The organism is Neisseria sp. P0019.S003, from assembly GCF_051957115.1.
GTDB lineage: Bacteria > Pseudomonadota > Gammaproteobacteria > Burkholderiales > Neisseriaceae > Neisseria > Neisseria flavescens_D.
The window spans coordinates 588,444-604,613 of the sequence record NZ_JBQCWT010000001.1 but is presented as its reverse complement, the minus strand read 5'-3'; the positions used below and the strand labels follow the sequence as shown (position 1 = coordinate 604,613).

Here is a 16,170-nt window from a genome sequence, read left to right as displayed (position 1 = left end):
TGGTTCTCCGTTTGTCAGGTTGAGTCAGATAATGCGGATTCCGTTTTCAGACGGCCTGCAGGGTTGAAACGATTAACCCCGCAGGCTTCCCCAAGATTTATTTCACATTGCGCAGATAGTTCAACAATAAAGGAACAGGGCGGCCGGTCGCACCTTTTTCACCGCCGGATTTCCATGCGGTACCTGCGATATCGAGGTGTGCCCATGGATAGTCTTCGGTAAAGTAAGACAGGAATGTTGCGGCGGTAATCGTGCCTGCACCCGGCGTGCCGATGTTTGGAATGTCGGCAAAGTTGGATTTGAGTTGGTCTTTGTAGGTCTCAAAGAGCGGCAGTTGCCATGCTTTGTCGTCCACATTGCGGGAAGCGGCCAGCAGGCTGTCGACCAAATCTTGATTGTTGCCCATCACGCCGCTGACGTCATGACCCAAGGCGATAATGCACGCGCCGGTCAGGGTGGCGACGTCGATAACGGCTTTGGGTTTGAATTGTTCGGCGTAAGTGAGCGCGTCGCACAAAATCAGACGGCCTTCGGCATCGGTGTTCAACACTTCGATGGTCAAGCCTTTCATGCTTTTCACGACGTCGCCCGGTTTGTTTGCCGCGCCGGAAGGCATGTTTTCACAAGTGGCGACGACGGCGATGAGGTTGATCGGCAGTTGCAGTTTGACGGCGGCGCAGAAGGTGCTGATGACGGTTGCCGCGCCGCACATGTCAAACTTCATTTCGTCCATGTTCAGGCCGGGTTTGAGGGAGATGCCGCCGGTGTCGAAGGTAATGCCTTTGCCGACCAATACCACAGGCGCGGCTTCTTTGTCGGCCGCACCGAAATAGCTCAATTCGACCAAATATGGGTCTTCGACGCTGCCTTTGGCGACAGACCAGAACGAACCCATGTTTTCTTTGATGTAGTCTTTTTCGATGATTTTAGCGTGTGCGCCCAATTTTTCGGCTTCGGCTTTGGCGGTACGCGCGAGGAATTCAGGCGTGCATTCGTTTGGTGCGGCATTGCCCAAGTCGCGGCAGAGGCTTTGTCCGTAAACTTGCGCTTCGGCAATGCGCAGGGCTTCTTTGACGGCGGCTTCGTGCGCGCTGTGGAACACGGCTTCTGCAAATTTGGCCGGTTTGGCTTCTTTTTTGTAGCGGTCGAAACGGTAGGCGGCATTGCCGAAAGCAATCGCAAACGCTTCGGCAATGGCTGCTGCTTGCGCTTCTTCAAAGGCGTGAACGTCCACATTGACCGTTTCTTGGTTTTGCGCCCATTTGGCGGCTTCGGCTGCGGCTTTGTTCAATGTGGCGCGGTCGGTTTTTTCGAGGCGGGCAACGGCAATGGCTTGCAAACCGTTGTCCGTCGGGATTTTGGTGTCGGCGAAATTTTGACCTTCTTCAAGGGAAGCGAAGAGGGCGAGGGCAGTCGGGTTGCTCAGTTGCGATGCGTCGGCGCAGACAAATAATTGCGCACCTGCCTGTTGAGCCTGCAAAGTTTCGGCTTTTGTGCTAAATTTCACGTTTATTCTCCTGATTGGAACGGTTGTCGGTTGTTCAGACGGCCTGTGACCAACCGTCCGAACAGATGAAAATCATTGTACTCCATTTGTGTCATGCCGTCTGAAGCCTTATTAATAAATATAGGTTTCCCATAAACCGTATACCACGCTCAATCTTATGATTTACCAAAGAAACTTTATTAAAGAACTTTCCTTTACCGCCGTCGGCATCTTTGTCGTCCTCTTGGCGGTATTGGTGTCCACGCAGGCCATCAACCTGCTTGGCCGCGCAGCCGACGGGCGTGTCGCCATCGATGCCGTGTTGGCCTTAGTCGGCTTCTGGGTAATCGGCATGACACCGCTTTTGCTGGTGTTGACCGCATTTATCAGTACGTTGACCGTATTGACCCGCTACTGGCGCGACAGTGAGATGTCGGTTTGGCTTTCCTGCGGATTGGCATTGAAACAATGGATACGCCCGGTCATGCAGTTTGCCGTGCCGTTTGCCATTTTGATTGCCGTCATGCAGCTTTGGGTGATGCCGTGGGCAGAGTTGCGCAGCCGCGAATATGCCGAAATCTTGAAGCAGAAGCAGGAATTGTCTTTGGTGGAAGCCGGCGAGTTTAATAGCTTGGGTAAGCGTAACGGCAGGGTTTATTTTGTCGAAACCTTCGATACCGAATCCGGCATCATGAAAAACCTGTTCCTGCGCGAGCAGGACAAAAACGGCAACGACAACATCGTTTTTGCCAAAGAGGGCAATTTTTCGCTGACCGACAACAAACGTACGCTTGAATTGCGCGACGGCTACCGTTACAGCGGTACGCCCGGCAAAGCCGATTACAACCGCGTTTCTTTCCAACACCTCAGCCTGATTATCAGCACTACGCCGAAACTCATCGACCCTGTATCACACCGCCGTACCATTCCGACAGCCCAACTGATTGGCAGCAGCAATCCCCAGCACCAAGCGGAATTGATGTGGCGTATTTCCTTGACCGTCAGCGTTTTGTTGCTGTGCCTGCTCGCCGTGCCGCTTTCCTATTTCAATCCGCGCAGCGGCCACACCTACAATATCTTGATTGCCATCGGTTTGTTTTTGGTTTACCAAAACGGGCTGACCTTCCTGCGTAACGCCGTGGAAGATGGCAAAATCCATTTTTGGCTCGGACTGCTGCCTATGCACATCATCATGTTTGTGATTGCCGTCGTCCTGCTGCGCGTGCGCAGTATGCCTAGCCAACCCTTCTGGCAGGCGGTTGCCAAAAGTCTGACATTGAAAGGCGGAAAATGAACCTGATTTCACGTTACATCATCCGTCAAATGGCGGTTATGGCGGTTTACGCCCTCCTTGCCTTCCTTGCTTTGTACAGCTTTTTTGAAATCATCAACGAAGTCGGCGATCTTGGAAAAGGCAGCTATAACGGCGCAAAATTGGGGCAGTATGTTTTAATGCAGATGCCTGCGCGCGCATATGAACTGATGCCGCTTGCCGTTTTGATCGGCGGCCTAATTTCTCTCAGCCAACTGGCTTCGGGCAGCGAGCTGACCGTTATCAAAGCCAGCGGCATGAGTACCAAAAAGCTGCTGTTGATTCTGTCGCAGTTCGGTTTGATTTTCGCCATTGCCACCGTTGCGCTTGGCGAATGGGTTGCACCCACGCTGAGCCAAAAAGCTGAAAACATCAAAGCTGCCGCCATCAACGGCAAAATCAGTACCGGCAATACCGGCCTTTGGCTGAAAGAAAAAAACAGCATTATCAACGTGCGCGAAATGCTGCCCGACCATACGCTTTTGGGCATTAAAATTTGGCAGCGTAATGATAAAAACGAACTGATCCAAGCGGCAGAAGCCGAATCAGCCGTTTTGAATCCTGACGGCAGCTGGCAGCTGAAAAATATCCGCCGCAGCATATTGGGCGAAGATAAAGTCGAGGTTTCTACTGCTGCCGAAGAAAACTGGCCGATTTCCGTCAAGCGCAACCTGATGGATGTATTGCTCGTCAAGCCCGATCAAATGTCTGTCGGCGAATTGACTACCTACATCGACCATCTGGAAAAAAACAACCAAAATACCCAAGTCTATGCCATCGCATGGTGGCGCAAGCTGGTGTATCCCGTAGCCGCATGGGTGATGGCGCTTGTTGCCTTCGCCTTTACGCCGCAAACCACGCGCCACGGCAATATGGGTTTGAAACTTTTCGGCGGTATCTGCCTCGGGTTGCTGTTCCACTTTGCCGGACGGCTCTTCGGTTTTACCAGCCAGTTGTACGGCGTGCCGCCGTTTTTGGCCGGTGCATTGCCGACGGTTTTGTTTGCACTGTTGGCGGTGTATCTGATACGTCGTCAGGAAAAAAGATAAGCAAAATAAACTTTAGGCCGTCTGAAAGGCAATCTTCAGACGGCCTGAGTATTTTGTGTGCAAAAAACAAAATGCTAAAGTAAAATAATACCTTTCCAAACCAATGCGGCTATTGAAAATGTCCCAAACCATCTGCTTGAATATGATTGTCAAAAACGAAGCGGCAATCATCGAAGAAACACTGGCCAACATCACCGACCACATCAAACTTGACTACTACGTCATCAGCGACACCGGTTCGACCGATGATACCGTCGGCGTGATCCGCCGCTTTTTCGATGCAAAGGGTATCGCGGGTGAGATTCATCATGATGGTTGGCAAAATTTTGCATACAACCGCAATCAGGCATTGAAACATGCAAAAGGCAAAACCGATTACGTGTTGATTTTTGATGCGGACGACCGCTTTGAAGGTAAATTGGAATTGCCCGAGCTGACCGCCGACCGTTACCGCCTCCGCATGAGAAATGCCATGGGCAGCGTGGTTTATTACCGTCCGCTGTTGTTGCGCAATGACGGCACATTCTACTGGCGCGGCGTGTTGCACGAGTTTATCGAAACCGACAAACAAGATACCAGCGAAGCCACACTTCATGGCGACTATACGGTTCTCAGCGGCCGTTTCGGCGCACGCAGCAATATGGCGAACAAATACCTGCTTGACGCCGTTTCTTTGGAAAAAGCGTTTTACAGTCCTGAAGATGAAGACCTGAAACCGCGTTACGCCTTTTACGCGGCGCGTTCTTATTGGGATTCTGATATGCCCGAGCGTGCGAGCGAATGGTTTAAAAAACGCATCGAGTTGGGCGGTTGGATCGAGGAAGTGTCGGTTTCTTACCAACAGCTGGGCGAGTGCTACAAATTAATGGGCAAACGCGATGAAGCCTTGGCGACTTGGTTGGCAGGCTACGATTACAATCCGCGCCGTGCCGAGTGTCTCTACCTTGCGCAAACCATGCTGCGTCAGGAGGGAAAATACCGTATTTCCCATGCAATCGGTCTGATGGCGAAACGGATTCCGTTTCCGAACGACGATATTCTTTTTGTCCAAAGCAATGTTTATCAGTTGGACATCGACTATGAATTGTCGGTTACCGCCTATGCGGCCGGCGATTTGCGTCAAGGCTATGAGTCTTGCCGACACTTGCTCTTGCTGAATGTACGCGAGGAATTGACCACGGTGACCATGCAAAATATGTGGCTCTACCGCGAACACGCGCAAACCGAAACGCGCGAAGTATTGGAGCAGCTGGTGGCCGTCATGCAGCCTTATGCCGAGCAGGGTGGACGTTTGGCGGAAGTGACCGAATATTTTGCCGATATTTTGAAAAACCGTTAATCAGCACTTTGACCCAGCCGTCAGGCCGTCTGAAAGGAAATTTTTTGAGCAAGCGCAATCTGTTTTCCGTCGATAAATCTTTGGAAAAGCCCGAACGCGTCCTCTTGGTCGGCGTGATGCTGACGGCGGACTATTCCGGCGCAAACGAAACGCGCGAGCGCAGCTTTCAGACGGCCTTGACCGAAGCGGCAGAATTGGTGGGCGCGGCCGGCGGCGATTTGGTTTTTATCGAAACTTCACGCCGCGACAAACTGCATCCCGCTTTGTTTGTCGGTACGGGCAAGGCGGAAGAGTTGGCGGCAGTGGTTAAGCAGCATGATGTCGGGTTGGTTGTGTTCAACCACGAACTCACGCCGACACAAGAGCGTAATCTGGAAAAAGAGCTTCAATGCCGCGTCCTCGATAGAGTGGGTTTGATTTTGGCGATTTTTGCCAAACGCGCCCAATCGCAGGAAGGTAAGTTGCAGGTGGAGCTGGCTCAGTTGAACCATTTAAGCGGACGGCTGGTACGCGGTTATGGGCATTTGCAAAGTCAGAAGGGCGGTATCGGCTTGAAAGGGCCAGGCGAAACCCAGCTGGAAACCGACCGCCGTTTAATCGGACAAAAAATCACGGCATTGAAAAAACAGCTTGCCGATGTCCGCAAACAACGCGCCACGCGCCGCAAATCGCGCATGAGCGGCCGTCTGAAAACCTTTGCCATTGTCGGTTATACCAATGCCGGAAAATCCAGCCTGTTCAACCGTTTGACTAAAGCGGACGTATTGGCGAAAGACCAGTTGTTCGCCACTTTGGATACCACTGCGCGCCGGCTTTTCCTGTCGCATGAGGCGAGCGTGATTTTGACCGATACCGTCGGCTTCGTCCGCGATTTGCCGCACAAGCTGGTGTCGGCGTTTTCCGCTACTTTGGAAGAGACGGCGATGGCGGATGTGCTATTGCACGTCGTTGATGCGTCCAATCCCGATTTTGAACGGCAGATGGACGATGTCAACGAGGTCTTGGAAGAAATCGGCGCGCATGAAATTCCGCAATTGGTGGTGTACAACAAAATCGATTTGCTGCCGTCGGGTATGCGTGAAGCAGGCATTTTGCGCGACAATTCCGGACAGGCGGTCGGCATGAATGTTTCCGTTGCCGAAAGTTTGGGCTTGGACGGTTTGCGCGAAGCAATGATTGAATTGGCCGTACAGCCGAATGCTTGATAGTATGGAATGAAACAAGGCCGTCTGAATGTTCAGACGGCCTTACCGTAAAATTCTAAATCTGAGGATTATGCCGATAGAGGGCTTTTCTTTTTGAACACGCTTTCGTAAAGCATCCAAGCGGCGAGGCTCAGGTATACGGTGCTGGACAAAATGCCGATAACGGCGAAGATAGGCATAAGGCGATCAATCATGGTGAGGTTTCCCAATAAGTTAGTTTTATAAGTAAATGTGTGTTTTTTGATTTCCGTCTTCGCGGAATGCCTAAAGTATGCTGCTTAAATGGGCTGAGGTCAACAAAGAATGTATCGGAATTTTTAAAAAAGTTCCATTTTTACATTAAAATAATCGGAAGTTTTTAAAGATAAACGGTATTTATATGTTACCGTTCATCGTTTGATGAACGGTCAATACTTTGTTTTCCATATTTTTTACAAAGTCCGACAGCCTGTTAATTCAAAATTGAATGAAAAGAGGCGGAAAAACGCTTTTTGCTAAAATGTAACACCCTGGGACGGTTGTTTCAGGCCGTCTGAAAAATAAATCGAACACATTATGACATCTTCCACACATCCCCAAAAAAACTGTTTCCATTGCGGACTTGAAGTCCCGGAGCATCTGCATCTGACGGTTCGTTTTGAAGACGAAGAACACGAAACCTGCTGTGCCGGTTGTCAAGCAGTGGCGCAGAGTATCATCGATGCAGGTTTGGGCAATTATTACAAACAGCGTACCGCAGACGCGGAAAAATCCGAATTGCCGCCACCGGAAGTGTTGTCGCAATTAAAGCTATACGATTTGCCCGAAGTGCAGGCGGATTTTGTCGAGGTCGGCGCAGGGGATGAACGCGAGGCGGTGTTGATGCTGGGCGGCATTACCTGCGCCGCGTGCGTGTGGCTGATTGAGCAGCAGTTGTTGCGCATGAAGGGCGTAGTGCGCGTGGATTTGAATTACAGCACCCACCGCTGCCGCGTGGTGTGGGACAGCGCCCACATCGAATTGTCGGACATTTTGCTTAAAATCCGCCAAACCGGTTATACCGCTGCGCCTTATGATGCGCAAAAAATCGAAGTGCAGGCGCAGAAGGAACGCAAACAGTTTATCGTCAGATTGGCCGTGGCCGGTCTGGGTATGATGCAGACGATGATGTTTGCCCTGCCGACTTATTTTTACGGCGGCGACATCGAGCCGCTTTATTTGGAAATCCTGCATTGGGGCGGCTTTTTGATGGTGTTGCCCGTTGTGTTTTACAGCGCGTTGCCGTTTTACCGCGGCGCATGGCGTGACTGGAAAAACCGCCGTGTCGGCATGGATACGCCGATTGCCATTGCCATTGTGATGACCTTTATCGCCGGTATTTACAGCCTGGCTACCAACGCAGGGCAGGGTATGTATTTTGAATCCATCGCCATGCTGCTGTTTTTCCTGTTGGGCGGGCGTTTTATGGAACAGATTGCCCGACGCAAAGCAGGCGATGCGGCGGAGCGGTTGGTCAAACTGGTTCCGGCATTCTGCCACCGTTTGCCGGCTTATCCGGAAAGCGAAGCCATCGAGGAAGCCGCGGTCGTCCGCCTCAATATCGGCGATACGATTGTTGTGAAACCCGGCGAAGTTATTCCGGTGGACGGTACGGTTTTGTCCGGCGAGAGTGAGGTTAACGAAGCCATGTTAACCGGCGAAAGCCTGCCCATTGTGAAAAGGCCGTCTGAAAAAGTAACCGCCGGCACGCTTAACACCAGCAGCCCTTTAATCATCCGCACCGATCATACCGGCGGCAACACGCGCCTGTCCCATATCGTCAAACTACTCGACCGTGCATTGGCGCAAAAACCGCGTGCCGCCGAGTTGGCCGAAAAATATGCGTCCAGTTTTGTGTTTGGCGAACTCTTGCTTGCAATTCCTGTTTTTATCGGCTGGGCTTGGTATGCAGACGCACACACCGCCTTGTGGATTACCGTTGCCCTGCTGGTCATTACCTGCCCGTGTGCCTTGTCGCTCGCTACTCCGACCGCGCTGGCCGCTTCGACCGGTGCGCTTGCCAAAGACGGCATTCTTATCAGCGGCAAACAAAGCCTGGAAACGCTTGCCCAAATTGACGATGTCGTGTTTGACAAAACCGGTACGCTGACCAAAGGACAGCTCTCCGTCAGCCGTATGTTGTCCGCAGGCCGTCTGAACGAAGTCCAAGCCCTTACTATCGCCCAAGCATTGGAACAGCAATCCGAACACCCCATTGCCCGTGCCATTTTGAACCATACGCTTTCAGATGGCCCTGTATCCGCGCTTGATGTAAAAGTGCAGCAACGGGTCAACCGTATCGGACACGGCGTCAGCGCGCAAATCGAATTTGATGGCGAAACCCAAGTTTGGGCTTTGGGCAAAGCAGCGTTTGTCTCGGAAATTGCCGGTAATCTTCCCGAAGCATTTGCCCATATCGACCACACCGGCGGCATTATTTTCTTGGGCAATCAAAGCGGTTTTCAGACGGCCTTTTTGTTGGAAGACCAAATCAAAGACAGCGCCGCTGAAATGTTGCAAAACCTGAAACAACATGGCATCCGTCTGCACCTTTTAAGCGGCGACCGTCAGGCTGCCGTAGCCCAAGTCGCGCAAGAGCTGGGTTTGGATGCTTATTGCGCCGAAGCCACGCCTGAAGACAAGCTGGCTTATGTGGAAAATCTGCAAAAACAAGGACGTAAAGTCATGATGATCGGCGACGGTATCAACGATGCCCCCGTCCTTGCCCAAGCCGACGTGTCGGCCGCCGTGGCAACGAGTGCCGATGTGGCGCGAGACGGTGCCGATGTGGTTTTACTCAATGATGATTTGAACGTTTTGCCCGTGATGATGGAACAGGCACGCCGCACCCATCAAATCATCCGCCAAAATCTGACTTGGGCGAGCGCATACAATCTGGTTGCCGTTCCATTGGCCGTGTTTGGTTACGTTACCCCATGGATCGCCGCGCTCGGCATGAGTTTCAGCTCGCTGCTGGTGTTGGGCAATGCCTTGAGATTGTTGAAAACCAAAAAGGCCGTCTGAAAACGGCAATCCATTGCTCAAACGAAAGAATACACCATGCCTAAAGCCACTTTTTATACACACGTCGCCCAACCGGCCGCCTTTGCCTGCCGCCTGATTGCGCGCGCCATACGCGATGGCGGGCAGATTTTGGTGTGGTCGGATTCTTCTGCGGCAGTGCAGCAACTCGACGTTGATTTATGGCAGCAGATTCCCGAAAGCTTTATTCCGCATGAAGTTTGGCTGCCTACCGACCCCATGCCGTCTGAAACGCCGGTATTGCTTGCGTTTGGAAATACATTGCCGAATATTCCGCAGGATTGGACAGTTTTGAACCTGTCTGCCGATTTCTGGAGCCAAGCCCCGGCCATTCCAAACCGTATCCTTGAAATTGTGGGCAACAGCTTAGAAGATTTGGCCGAAGCCCGAGACCGTTTCCGAGCTTATCGTCAGAGCGGATTTGAGATTGAGCATTTTTCGAGAGAAGGGAAGGATTGAGTATTGAAGATATTCAAGGCCGTCTGAATATAAACAAAGGGACATTTTGATGATGTCCCTTTATTTTTTAGATTGATTATCGGAAGGCTTCGTGCCATATGCCATAAAATATGAGGCAACAGCAGAAAGAGTAGAAATAGTGGAAAAAGCGTTCAAAAAGGGAGGTGTTGGCAAGATACCATTGAACAGACTGATGGTGGTGTTGGGGATTTTTGAGGATTAAGTTGGGGAAACGGACAATCGAAGGTACGGCAAGCAAGTCAAATAGATTGAGGAAGACTGTAACCAATAATGAAAAACCGATTGTCTCATGAAATACGTCGAATGGCTGCAATGACAGGGTGTGTGCAAATAGGGAGGTCAGGGTAGATTTGTTGGACATCCATAAATAAAACAGCCCACCGATAGATAGGTAAAGCGCTAGACGAATCCATATGGATAGTTTGCGTGGCAAATAAAGGATGAAGAATAAGTTGAGCAGGATAAAGAAAATAGGAAAAACTGATTTCATGGGTTTGTTTGCTTACAGTTTGGTATTTAAAGCTGCTAAAGGAAACGCATTATTGCTTGTATGAAGGGCTGCCTTAGGAAAAGACAGTCTGAAAAGGCCATTCTATTTTAGGCCGTCTGAAAAAGATTTGCGTAAGGGCAAGGGTTTCAGACGGCCTTAAGTTTTTTTGAAGTCAAAATCCGATGGTTCAGGATTCGGTTTTTGAAGCCGAGTTGGCGAAATAGCGGTTGGATACCGGATTGAAGATAAGGAGCAGCAAAACAGGGTGGAGAATGGATTGAATAATGATTTGTTGAGAACTATAGCTCGCCATATCGCTATACACCATGATTAGCGAAGCGGCCGCCAGCACAATAGCCAGCCAACGGGTAGAACGGTTGCCTGAAAGCAGGCCGACAGCAATAAATACCGGCAAGGAAAGGAGGATGAAGTATAGGGGCATAGACAGCCACCAAGGCAGGAAAGGGAATGCCAAGGCTGCAACCTCTATCAGTAAATCGCCCGAATAAATCGCAAGAGCAACAGTGGTAAAACAGACAAGGGCAGTTAGGATGAAATAGAGAGCTGCGGCGATGGTAACAGGGACTGGACGTTTCATGTAATAAAAGCCTTGGAGGGAATATTGGGGATAAGGATTAAAATCGGTATTGGCCAAACCTTGTCATTAAAGGCGATGGCCGTCTGAAACAGGCTATTCGTCTTTCTCAAATGAAGAAAGCTTGATAATGGCAGGCTGGAAGACAGCAACCAAATAAATCACGATAGGGAGGATGAGATACGCAAAAGGAATATCCGCGCGAAATAGTGCAATCAGAAAGGCAAGGTATAAGGTAAGCAGGGCGATGAAAATAACGCTCTTTTTCCATGTCGCTTGGCGGATTTCTTTTGCAGTCGGCTGCTTATAGCGGACTTTTTTGTGGCAGGTCGGGCACTCTTTAATGCTTTTCAGTCCTTTGAATGCACTACCCCGAATCGGATTGGAACAATGAGGACAAGAAAATGGGGACGATTTCATTATTTTTTTATTGGGCCGTATAAGGTATTGCCCATCCGGTAAAGTAGATTGGATGGGCAACGTATATGTTTATTCGTCTTTTTCAAAAGATGAAAGTTTGTTTTGAATCGGGATAATGTAGTAGACAAGAAAGCCTATAACTAATGCCGTACTGATATATGGGGGAAATGTACCAAACAGGCTGATCAGTATTGCCGCTACGATGCAGACAACTACTACAAAAATAGCAAAAGGCTTCAGTAAAGCTTTGAAATATTCGCCAACAGGCGGCTTTTTGAATTTGACTTTTTTATGGCAGGAAGGGCATTCTTTGACTGCGGCCAATCCTTTAACCAATCCGCCTTGGATCGGGGCATGGCAATGTGGGCAGGGGAGTGAAGGATTAAGATTATTCATTGTATTCGGCCTGACTTAGGGTTTGGAAAGGTGGTATCGATATTACCGATACCACCGCTATTTATCGGAAACAATAGGCTTATTGGGAATATTTTTTGCCTAAAGCTTCGGCAGCTTTTTGTACTTCTTGATTGGCTGCACGCAGGGTTTCTTGCAATTTTTGAGATTTTTCTTGGAAATCATTGGCAAATTTGAGCGAATCTTTATCTTTGCCGTTGATAGTCAGCTCAGAAGCATGTTTGCCTGCATAAATCATCATGTTGTTGGCAGCACTGCTGACTTGTAATGCACGATCCAGAACTGCTTTGATTTCAGGATCTTTGATGTCGAGGGCAGCTGCGCTCTGATGGAATTGTTCCAGTGCGGCCGTCAGTTTGTTCATCTGCTCCAAAGCTTCTTTTTCTTTATTTTGGTTAGCCAAGTTTTGCAATTCTAGGCCTAGCTGAGTAATTTTTTGAGCTTCTTCACCAGTGGTAAAGTGAATGAATTTTTGCAATTCGGCAAGACCGTCTGGAGATTTTTTATCGGAAATGACGATAGGTTCGGCCAGTTTAGGATCTGCTTCCGGGAATTCGCTCAGGGCTTTTTCGTATTTGTTGGCCGGGCTAGATTCGCTTTGGGCAACTTGTTCTGCCGGTTTGTCGCTGCTGCCTTTATTACCGGAGTCGCCGCAGGCTGCCAGCAGGGAAGCGGTCAAGATTAGCATACCGAATTTGTTTAATACGTTCATATTAGGATTCCTTCTTAAGTTAGGAGAAAATTGGGGGAAATTTGTTTTTATTGATGAGCGTAGATAATTGTTTGTACTTTTGTTCTATTTTATTACAGATTTGTGTATTTTTCATAAATTAGGTTAAGTGGTATGTTTTTGGAATTAAACGGCGAAGGTGGATGGTTGTAAAATATTGAACATATAATGAAATTAACAAGGGTAACAGTAAGCCAGGATACGCTGTTTTGAGCTAAAGTAGATTTTTTTATTAAGATGTTTTTGATTAATGCGAAAGGAATAAAAAAGGCCGTCTGAAACAATAAAGTTTCAGACGGCCTTTTTGATTGGCTGGAATTAGTTGCCTAAGTCGAATGCTTTATGTAGAACTCGGGTGGCCAGTTCCATGTATTTTTCGTCAATCAGGACGGATACTTTGATTTCGGAAGTTGAAATCATTTGGATGTTGATACCTTCTTCTGCGAGGGTGCGGAAGATTTTGGCGGCCACGCCGACGTGTGAACGCATGCCCAAGCCGACTGCGGAGACTTTGCATACGGTGTCGTCGCCGTCGATGTAGGCGGCACCGATGCTGTCCTGGCGTTGTTGCAGCAGTTCGATGGTTTGTTTGTAGTCGCCGCGTGGAACGGTGAAGGAGAAGTCGGTTGTGCCTTCGCTGCCAACATTTTGGATGATCATGTCGACTTCGATGTTGGCATCGGCAACTGCGCCGAGGATTTGGTAGGCAACGCCGGGTTTGTCAGGTACGCCGCGTACGTTGATGCGTGCTTGGTTTTTGTCGAATGCGATACCGGTTACGGCTGCTCTTTCCATGTTGTCGTCCTCTTCAAAGGTAATCAGGGTGCCGTTGCCGCCATCTTGCAGGCTGCTGAGTACGCGCAGGCGTACTTTGTATTTTCCGGCGAATTCTACGGAGCGGATTTGTAAAACTTTTGAGCCGAGACTGGCCAATTCGATCATTTCTTCAAAAGTGATCGTGTCCATGCGGCGCGCTTCGGGTACGACGCGTGGGTCGGTGGTGTAAACGCCGTCTACGTCGGTATAAATTTGGCATTCGTCAGCCTTGAGGGCTGCGGCAATGGCAACGGCGGAGGTGTCGGAACCGCCACGACCGAGGGTTGAGATATTGCCTTCGCTGCTGATGCCTTGGAAACCGGCTACGATAACGACTTTACCGGCGGCCAAATCGGCACGCATTCTTTCGTCGTCGATGTTTTCGATGCGGGCTTTGGTGTGGGAAGTGTCGGTTTGGAGGGCGACTTGCCAGCCGGTGTAGCTTTTGGCGTCAACGCCGATGTCTTTCAGCGCCATGGCCAGCAGGCCGATGGTCACTTGTTCGCCGGTGGCAAGGACGACGTCCAGCTCGCGCGGATCGGGATGTTCTTGCATTTCGTGCGCCAGGGCGACCAGTCGGTTGGTTTCGCCGCTCATGGCAGATACGACGACTACGATGTCGTGTCCTTCGGCGCGGGCTTTGGCGACACGTTTGGCTACGTTTTTGATGCGTTCGGGCGAGCCTACTGATGTGCCGCCGTATTTATGTACGATTAACGCCATGTTTCGTGCTTTCTTGTGGGGGTTGTCGGGCAGCTTGGTTTGCTGGAAAAAGGGTTATTATTACTATTTTTTACATGGAATTCAAGGATAGAACGCGCTTTTTTGAGTAAATGCGCATAAATGGACGGGGTTAAAAAAGGCCGCCTGAAATCTTTCAGACGGCCTTGCTGCTTATCGGGACAAAAGGGCGGCCTGCTGGTGTTGCACCAATTCGGTAATACCTTTGTGCGCCAAGGCAATCAGCTTGCCCAATTCTTCGATGGTAAACGGCGCGCCTTCGGCCGTACCTTGGATTTCGATAATTTTGCCGGATGCGGTCATGATGATGTTAACGTCGCTCTCGCAGCCTGAATCTTCGGGATAGTCCAAGTCCAAAAGCGGTACACCGCCCACCACGCCGGCGGAAACGGCAGCAACGGCTTCACGGATCGGGTTTTCGCTGATAAGGCCGTCTGAAAGCAGTTTGTCCACAGCGATTTGCAGGGCAACGTAGGCGCCGGTAATGGAGGCGGTACGCGTGCCGCCGTCGGCTTGGATGACGTCGCAGTCAATCAGGATTTGGCGTTCGCCGAGTTTTTCCATATCGACGACGGCGCGCAGCGAGCGGCCAATCAGGCGTTGGATTTCTTGTGTGCGGCCGGACTGTTTGCCTGCGGCGGCTTCACGACGCATACGGGAGGCGGTAGAAGCCGGCAACATGCCGTATTCGGCCGTTACCCAGCCTTGTTCTTTACCACGCAGGAACGGTGGGACATTTTCGTCGATGGAGGCAGTGCAAATCACTTTGGTGTTGCCACACTCGATAAGGCAGGAGCCGTCGGCGTGTGGCAGGAAATTGGGCGTAATTTTGATGTTGCGCAGGCTGTCGGCGGCGCGGCCGGTGCGGGTGTAGTCGCTCATGATGGTCCTTTGGGGGAAATAAAAAACAGGTTGCCTTGAATTATAGAGGAATTTGGCACCAAAGGCCGTCTGAAAATCGTCGGTCGGGTGTGTTATAGTATCCGTACTTTCACTCGTATTTGGAAACGGAGTAAAACCATGGCTACAAGACGAACTATTCAAATCCACAGCATGACCGGCTTTGCCAATGCCGCAGGCGAATGCGGAGGCAAACGGATTAATTTGGAAATCCGCGCGGTCAACCATCGTTATTTGGATGTCCAATTCCGTATGCCGGAAGAGTTGCGCTATTTGGAAGGAGCGTTGCGCGAGCAGATTGCCGCGGCCGTGGCACGCGGTAAATTGGAATGCCGCATCCAGCTGCAGGATGCCTCCTCGGGCGGGCAGACTTTGGAAGTCAATCAGGATTTGGTCGCACAGCTGGCGCATTTGAACAAAGAATGGCGCAAGGAACACAATTTCGGCAAGCTGAGCGTGGCCGACGTTTTGCGTTTCCCCGGCGTTTTGGCCGGACAGAGCGAAGATTCGGAAGCTTTGGCGAAAGGTGTCAAAGATTTATTGACCGGCGCGTTGAAAGAGTTTACCGCCGCCCGCAAACGCGAAGGCAAAAAACTGGGCGAACATTTATTGCAACGTCTGACCGCTATGGAAGAGATTGTGGATGCTTTGAACGAGCTGTTCCCAAGCCTTTTGCAGGCGCATATGGACAAAGTCAAAGCCCGTTTGTCAGAAGCCGTCGGCAATATCGACAACGACCGCCTGCAACAGGAATTTGCTTTGTTTATTCAAAAATCCGATGTGGATGAAGAATTCAGCCGTTTACGCACCCATATCGCCGAGGTACGCCGTATCGTTACCGAAGGCAAGGGCAGCGCAGGCAAACGTTTGGATTTCTTGATGCAGGAACTCAACCGCGAGGCCAATACATTGGGCAGCAAAGCCATTGCTGCCGAATGCACGCAAGCGTCGGTTGAACTGAAAGTCTTAATCGAACAAATGCGCGAACAGGTTCAAAATATCGAATAAATCGATAACGAACAGATAAAACAAGGCCGTCTGAAAAAGTTTCAGACGGCCTTTGTGTTGATATTGGGTGGAGTTAGTGTGGTTTGTTTTTAAACATTATTGGATGATGGATTTCCTGTTTCGTT

Annotated in this window: 16 protein-coding genes; 7 read left to right on the top strand and 9 right to left on the bottom strand. The window is 50.2% G+C overall.

The window, feature by feature from the left end; all coding sequences use genetic code 11:
* Positions 1–97 precede the first annotated feature (97 nt).
* Complete coding sequence (locus ACTHTS_RS02845) at positions 98–1,507, bottom strand: leucyl aminopeptidase (protein ID WP_440369147.1); 1,410 nt, start codon at positions 1,505–1,507, stop codon at positions 98–100.
* A gap of 157 nt (positions 1,508–1,664) precedes the next feature.
* Here ACTHTS_RS02845 and lptF point away from each other — a divergent pair, with 157 nt between their 5' ends.
* The 4 genes from lptF to hflX all read left to right on the top strand — a co-directional run bounded on the left by lptF (position 1,665) and on the right by hflX (position 6,391).
* Positions 1,665–2,780 (top strand): LPS export ABC transporter permease LptF, encoded by a 1,116-nt coding sequence (gene lptF / locus ACTHTS_RS02840; protein WP_004519285.1) that lies wholly within the window; start codon positions 1,665–1,667, stop codon positions 2,778–2,780.
* Positions 2,777–3,847: an LPS export ABC transporter permease LptG gene (gene lptG, locus ACTHTS_RS02835; RefSeq protein ID WP_063075941.1), complete on the top strand. Its 1,071-nt coding sequence runs from the start codon at positions 2,777–2,779 to the stop codon at positions 3,845–3,847. The genes lptF and lptG overlap by 4 nt, the downstream gene beginning before the upstream one ends.
* 118 nt (positions 3,848–3,965) lie before the next feature.
* Entirely contained in the window at positions 3,966–5,186 is a 1,221-nt protein-coding gene (locus tag ACTHTS_RS02830) for a glycosyltransferase (protein ID WP_239661346.1), read from the top strand.
* A 44-nt stretch (positions 5,187–5,230) separates the two neighbouring features.
* Complete coding sequence (gene hflX, locus ACTHTS_RS02825; protein ID WP_440369146.1) at positions 5,231–6,391, top strand: GTPase HflX; 1,161 nt, start codon at positions 5,231–5,233, stop codon at positions 6,389–6,391.
* Between the two features lie 68 nt (positions 6,392–6,459).
* On the opposite strand, the gene ACTHTS_RS02820 is transcribed toward hflX, so the two are convergent.
* Positions 6,460–6,585, bottom strand: a complete 126-nt coding sequence (locus ACTHTS_RS02820) for a hypothetical protein (protein ID WP_003678791.1) — start codon at positions 6,583–6,585, stop codon at positions 6,460–6,462.
* Between the two features lie 361 nt (positions 6,586–6,946).
* Here ACTHTS_RS02820 and ACTHTS_RS02815 point away from each other — a divergent pair, with 361 nt between their 5' ends.
* Both ACTHTS_RS02815 and ACTHTS_RS02810 read left to right on the top strand, forming a co-directional pair.
* Positions 6,947–9,433 carry a heavy metal translocating P-type ATPase gene (locus ACTHTS_RS02815; RefSeq protein ID WP_440369145.1) on the top strand — a complete coding sequence of 829 codons (2,487 nt, stop codon included), beginning with the start codon at positions 6,947–6,949 and terminating at the stop codon, positions 9,431–9,433.
* A gap of 36 nt (positions 9,434–9,469) precedes the next feature.
* On the top strand, positions 9,470–9,910 hold the full coding sequence (locus ACTHTS_RS02810) for a DNA polymerase III subunit chi (protein ID WP_440369144.1): 441 nt from the start codon (positions 9,470–9,472) through the stop codon (positions 9,908–9,910).
* Between the two features lie 76 nt (positions 9,911–9,986).
* On the opposite strand, the gene ACTHTS_RS02805 is transcribed toward ACTHTS_RS02810, so the two are convergent.
* The 7 genes from ACTHTS_RS02805 to rph form a co-directional block, all read right to left on the bottom strand.
* Complete coding sequence (locus ACTHTS_RS02805; RefSeq protein WP_440369143.1) at positions 9,987–10,421, bottom strand: hypothetical protein; 435 nt, start codon at positions 10,419–10,421, stop codon at positions 9,987–9,989.
* Positions 10,422–10,608: 187 nt separating this feature from the next.
* Entirely contained in the window at positions 10,609–11,019 is a 411-nt protein-coding gene (locus ACTHTS_RS02800; RefSeq protein WP_440369142.1) for a hypothetical protein, read from the bottom strand.
* A gap of 93 nt (positions 11,020–11,112) precedes the next feature.
* Complete coding sequence (locus ACTHTS_RS02795; RefSeq protein WP_440369141.1) at positions 11,113–11,436, bottom strand: dimethyl sulfoxide reductase; 324 nt, start codon at positions 11,434–11,436, stop codon at positions 11,113–11,115.
* A 69-nt stretch (positions 11,437–11,505) separates the two neighbouring features.
* Positions 11,506–11,832 carry a purine permease gene (locus tag ACTHTS_RS02790; RefSeq protein ID WP_223168895.1) on the bottom strand — a complete coding sequence of 109 codons (327 nt, stop codon included), beginning with the start codon at positions 11,830–11,832 and terminating at the stop codon, positions 11,506–11,508.
* Between the two features lie 79 nt (positions 11,833–11,911).
* Positions 11,912–12,562: a hypothetical protein gene (locus ACTHTS_RS02785; RefSeq protein WP_440369140.1), complete on the bottom strand. Its 651-nt coding sequence runs from the start codon at positions 12,560–12,562 to the stop codon at positions 11,912–11,914.
* 336 nt (positions 12,563–12,898) lie between these two features.
* A complete protein-coding gene (locus ACTHTS_RS02780) occupies positions 12,899–14,119 on the bottom strand; it encodes an aspartate kinase (protein WP_004519299.1) in 1,221 nt (406 codons plus the stop codon).
* 171 nt (positions 14,120–14,290) lie between these two features.
* Positions 14,291–15,019: a ribonuclease PH gene (rph, locus tag ACTHTS_RS02775; RefSeq protein WP_440369139.1), complete on the bottom strand. Its 729-nt coding sequence runs from the start codon at positions 15,017–15,019 to the stop codon at positions 14,291–14,293.
* Between the two features lie 138 nt (positions 15,020–15,157).
* Here rph and ACTHTS_RS02770 point away from each other — a divergent pair, with 138 nt between their 5' ends.
* Positions 15,158–16,045, top strand: coding sequence for a YicC/YloC family endoribonuclease (locus ACTHTS_RS02770; RefSeq protein ID WP_440369138.1), 888 nt, complete (start codon positions 15,158–15,160; stop codon positions 16,043–16,045).
* The last annotated feature ends 125 nt before the right edge of the window (positions 16,046–16,170 follow it).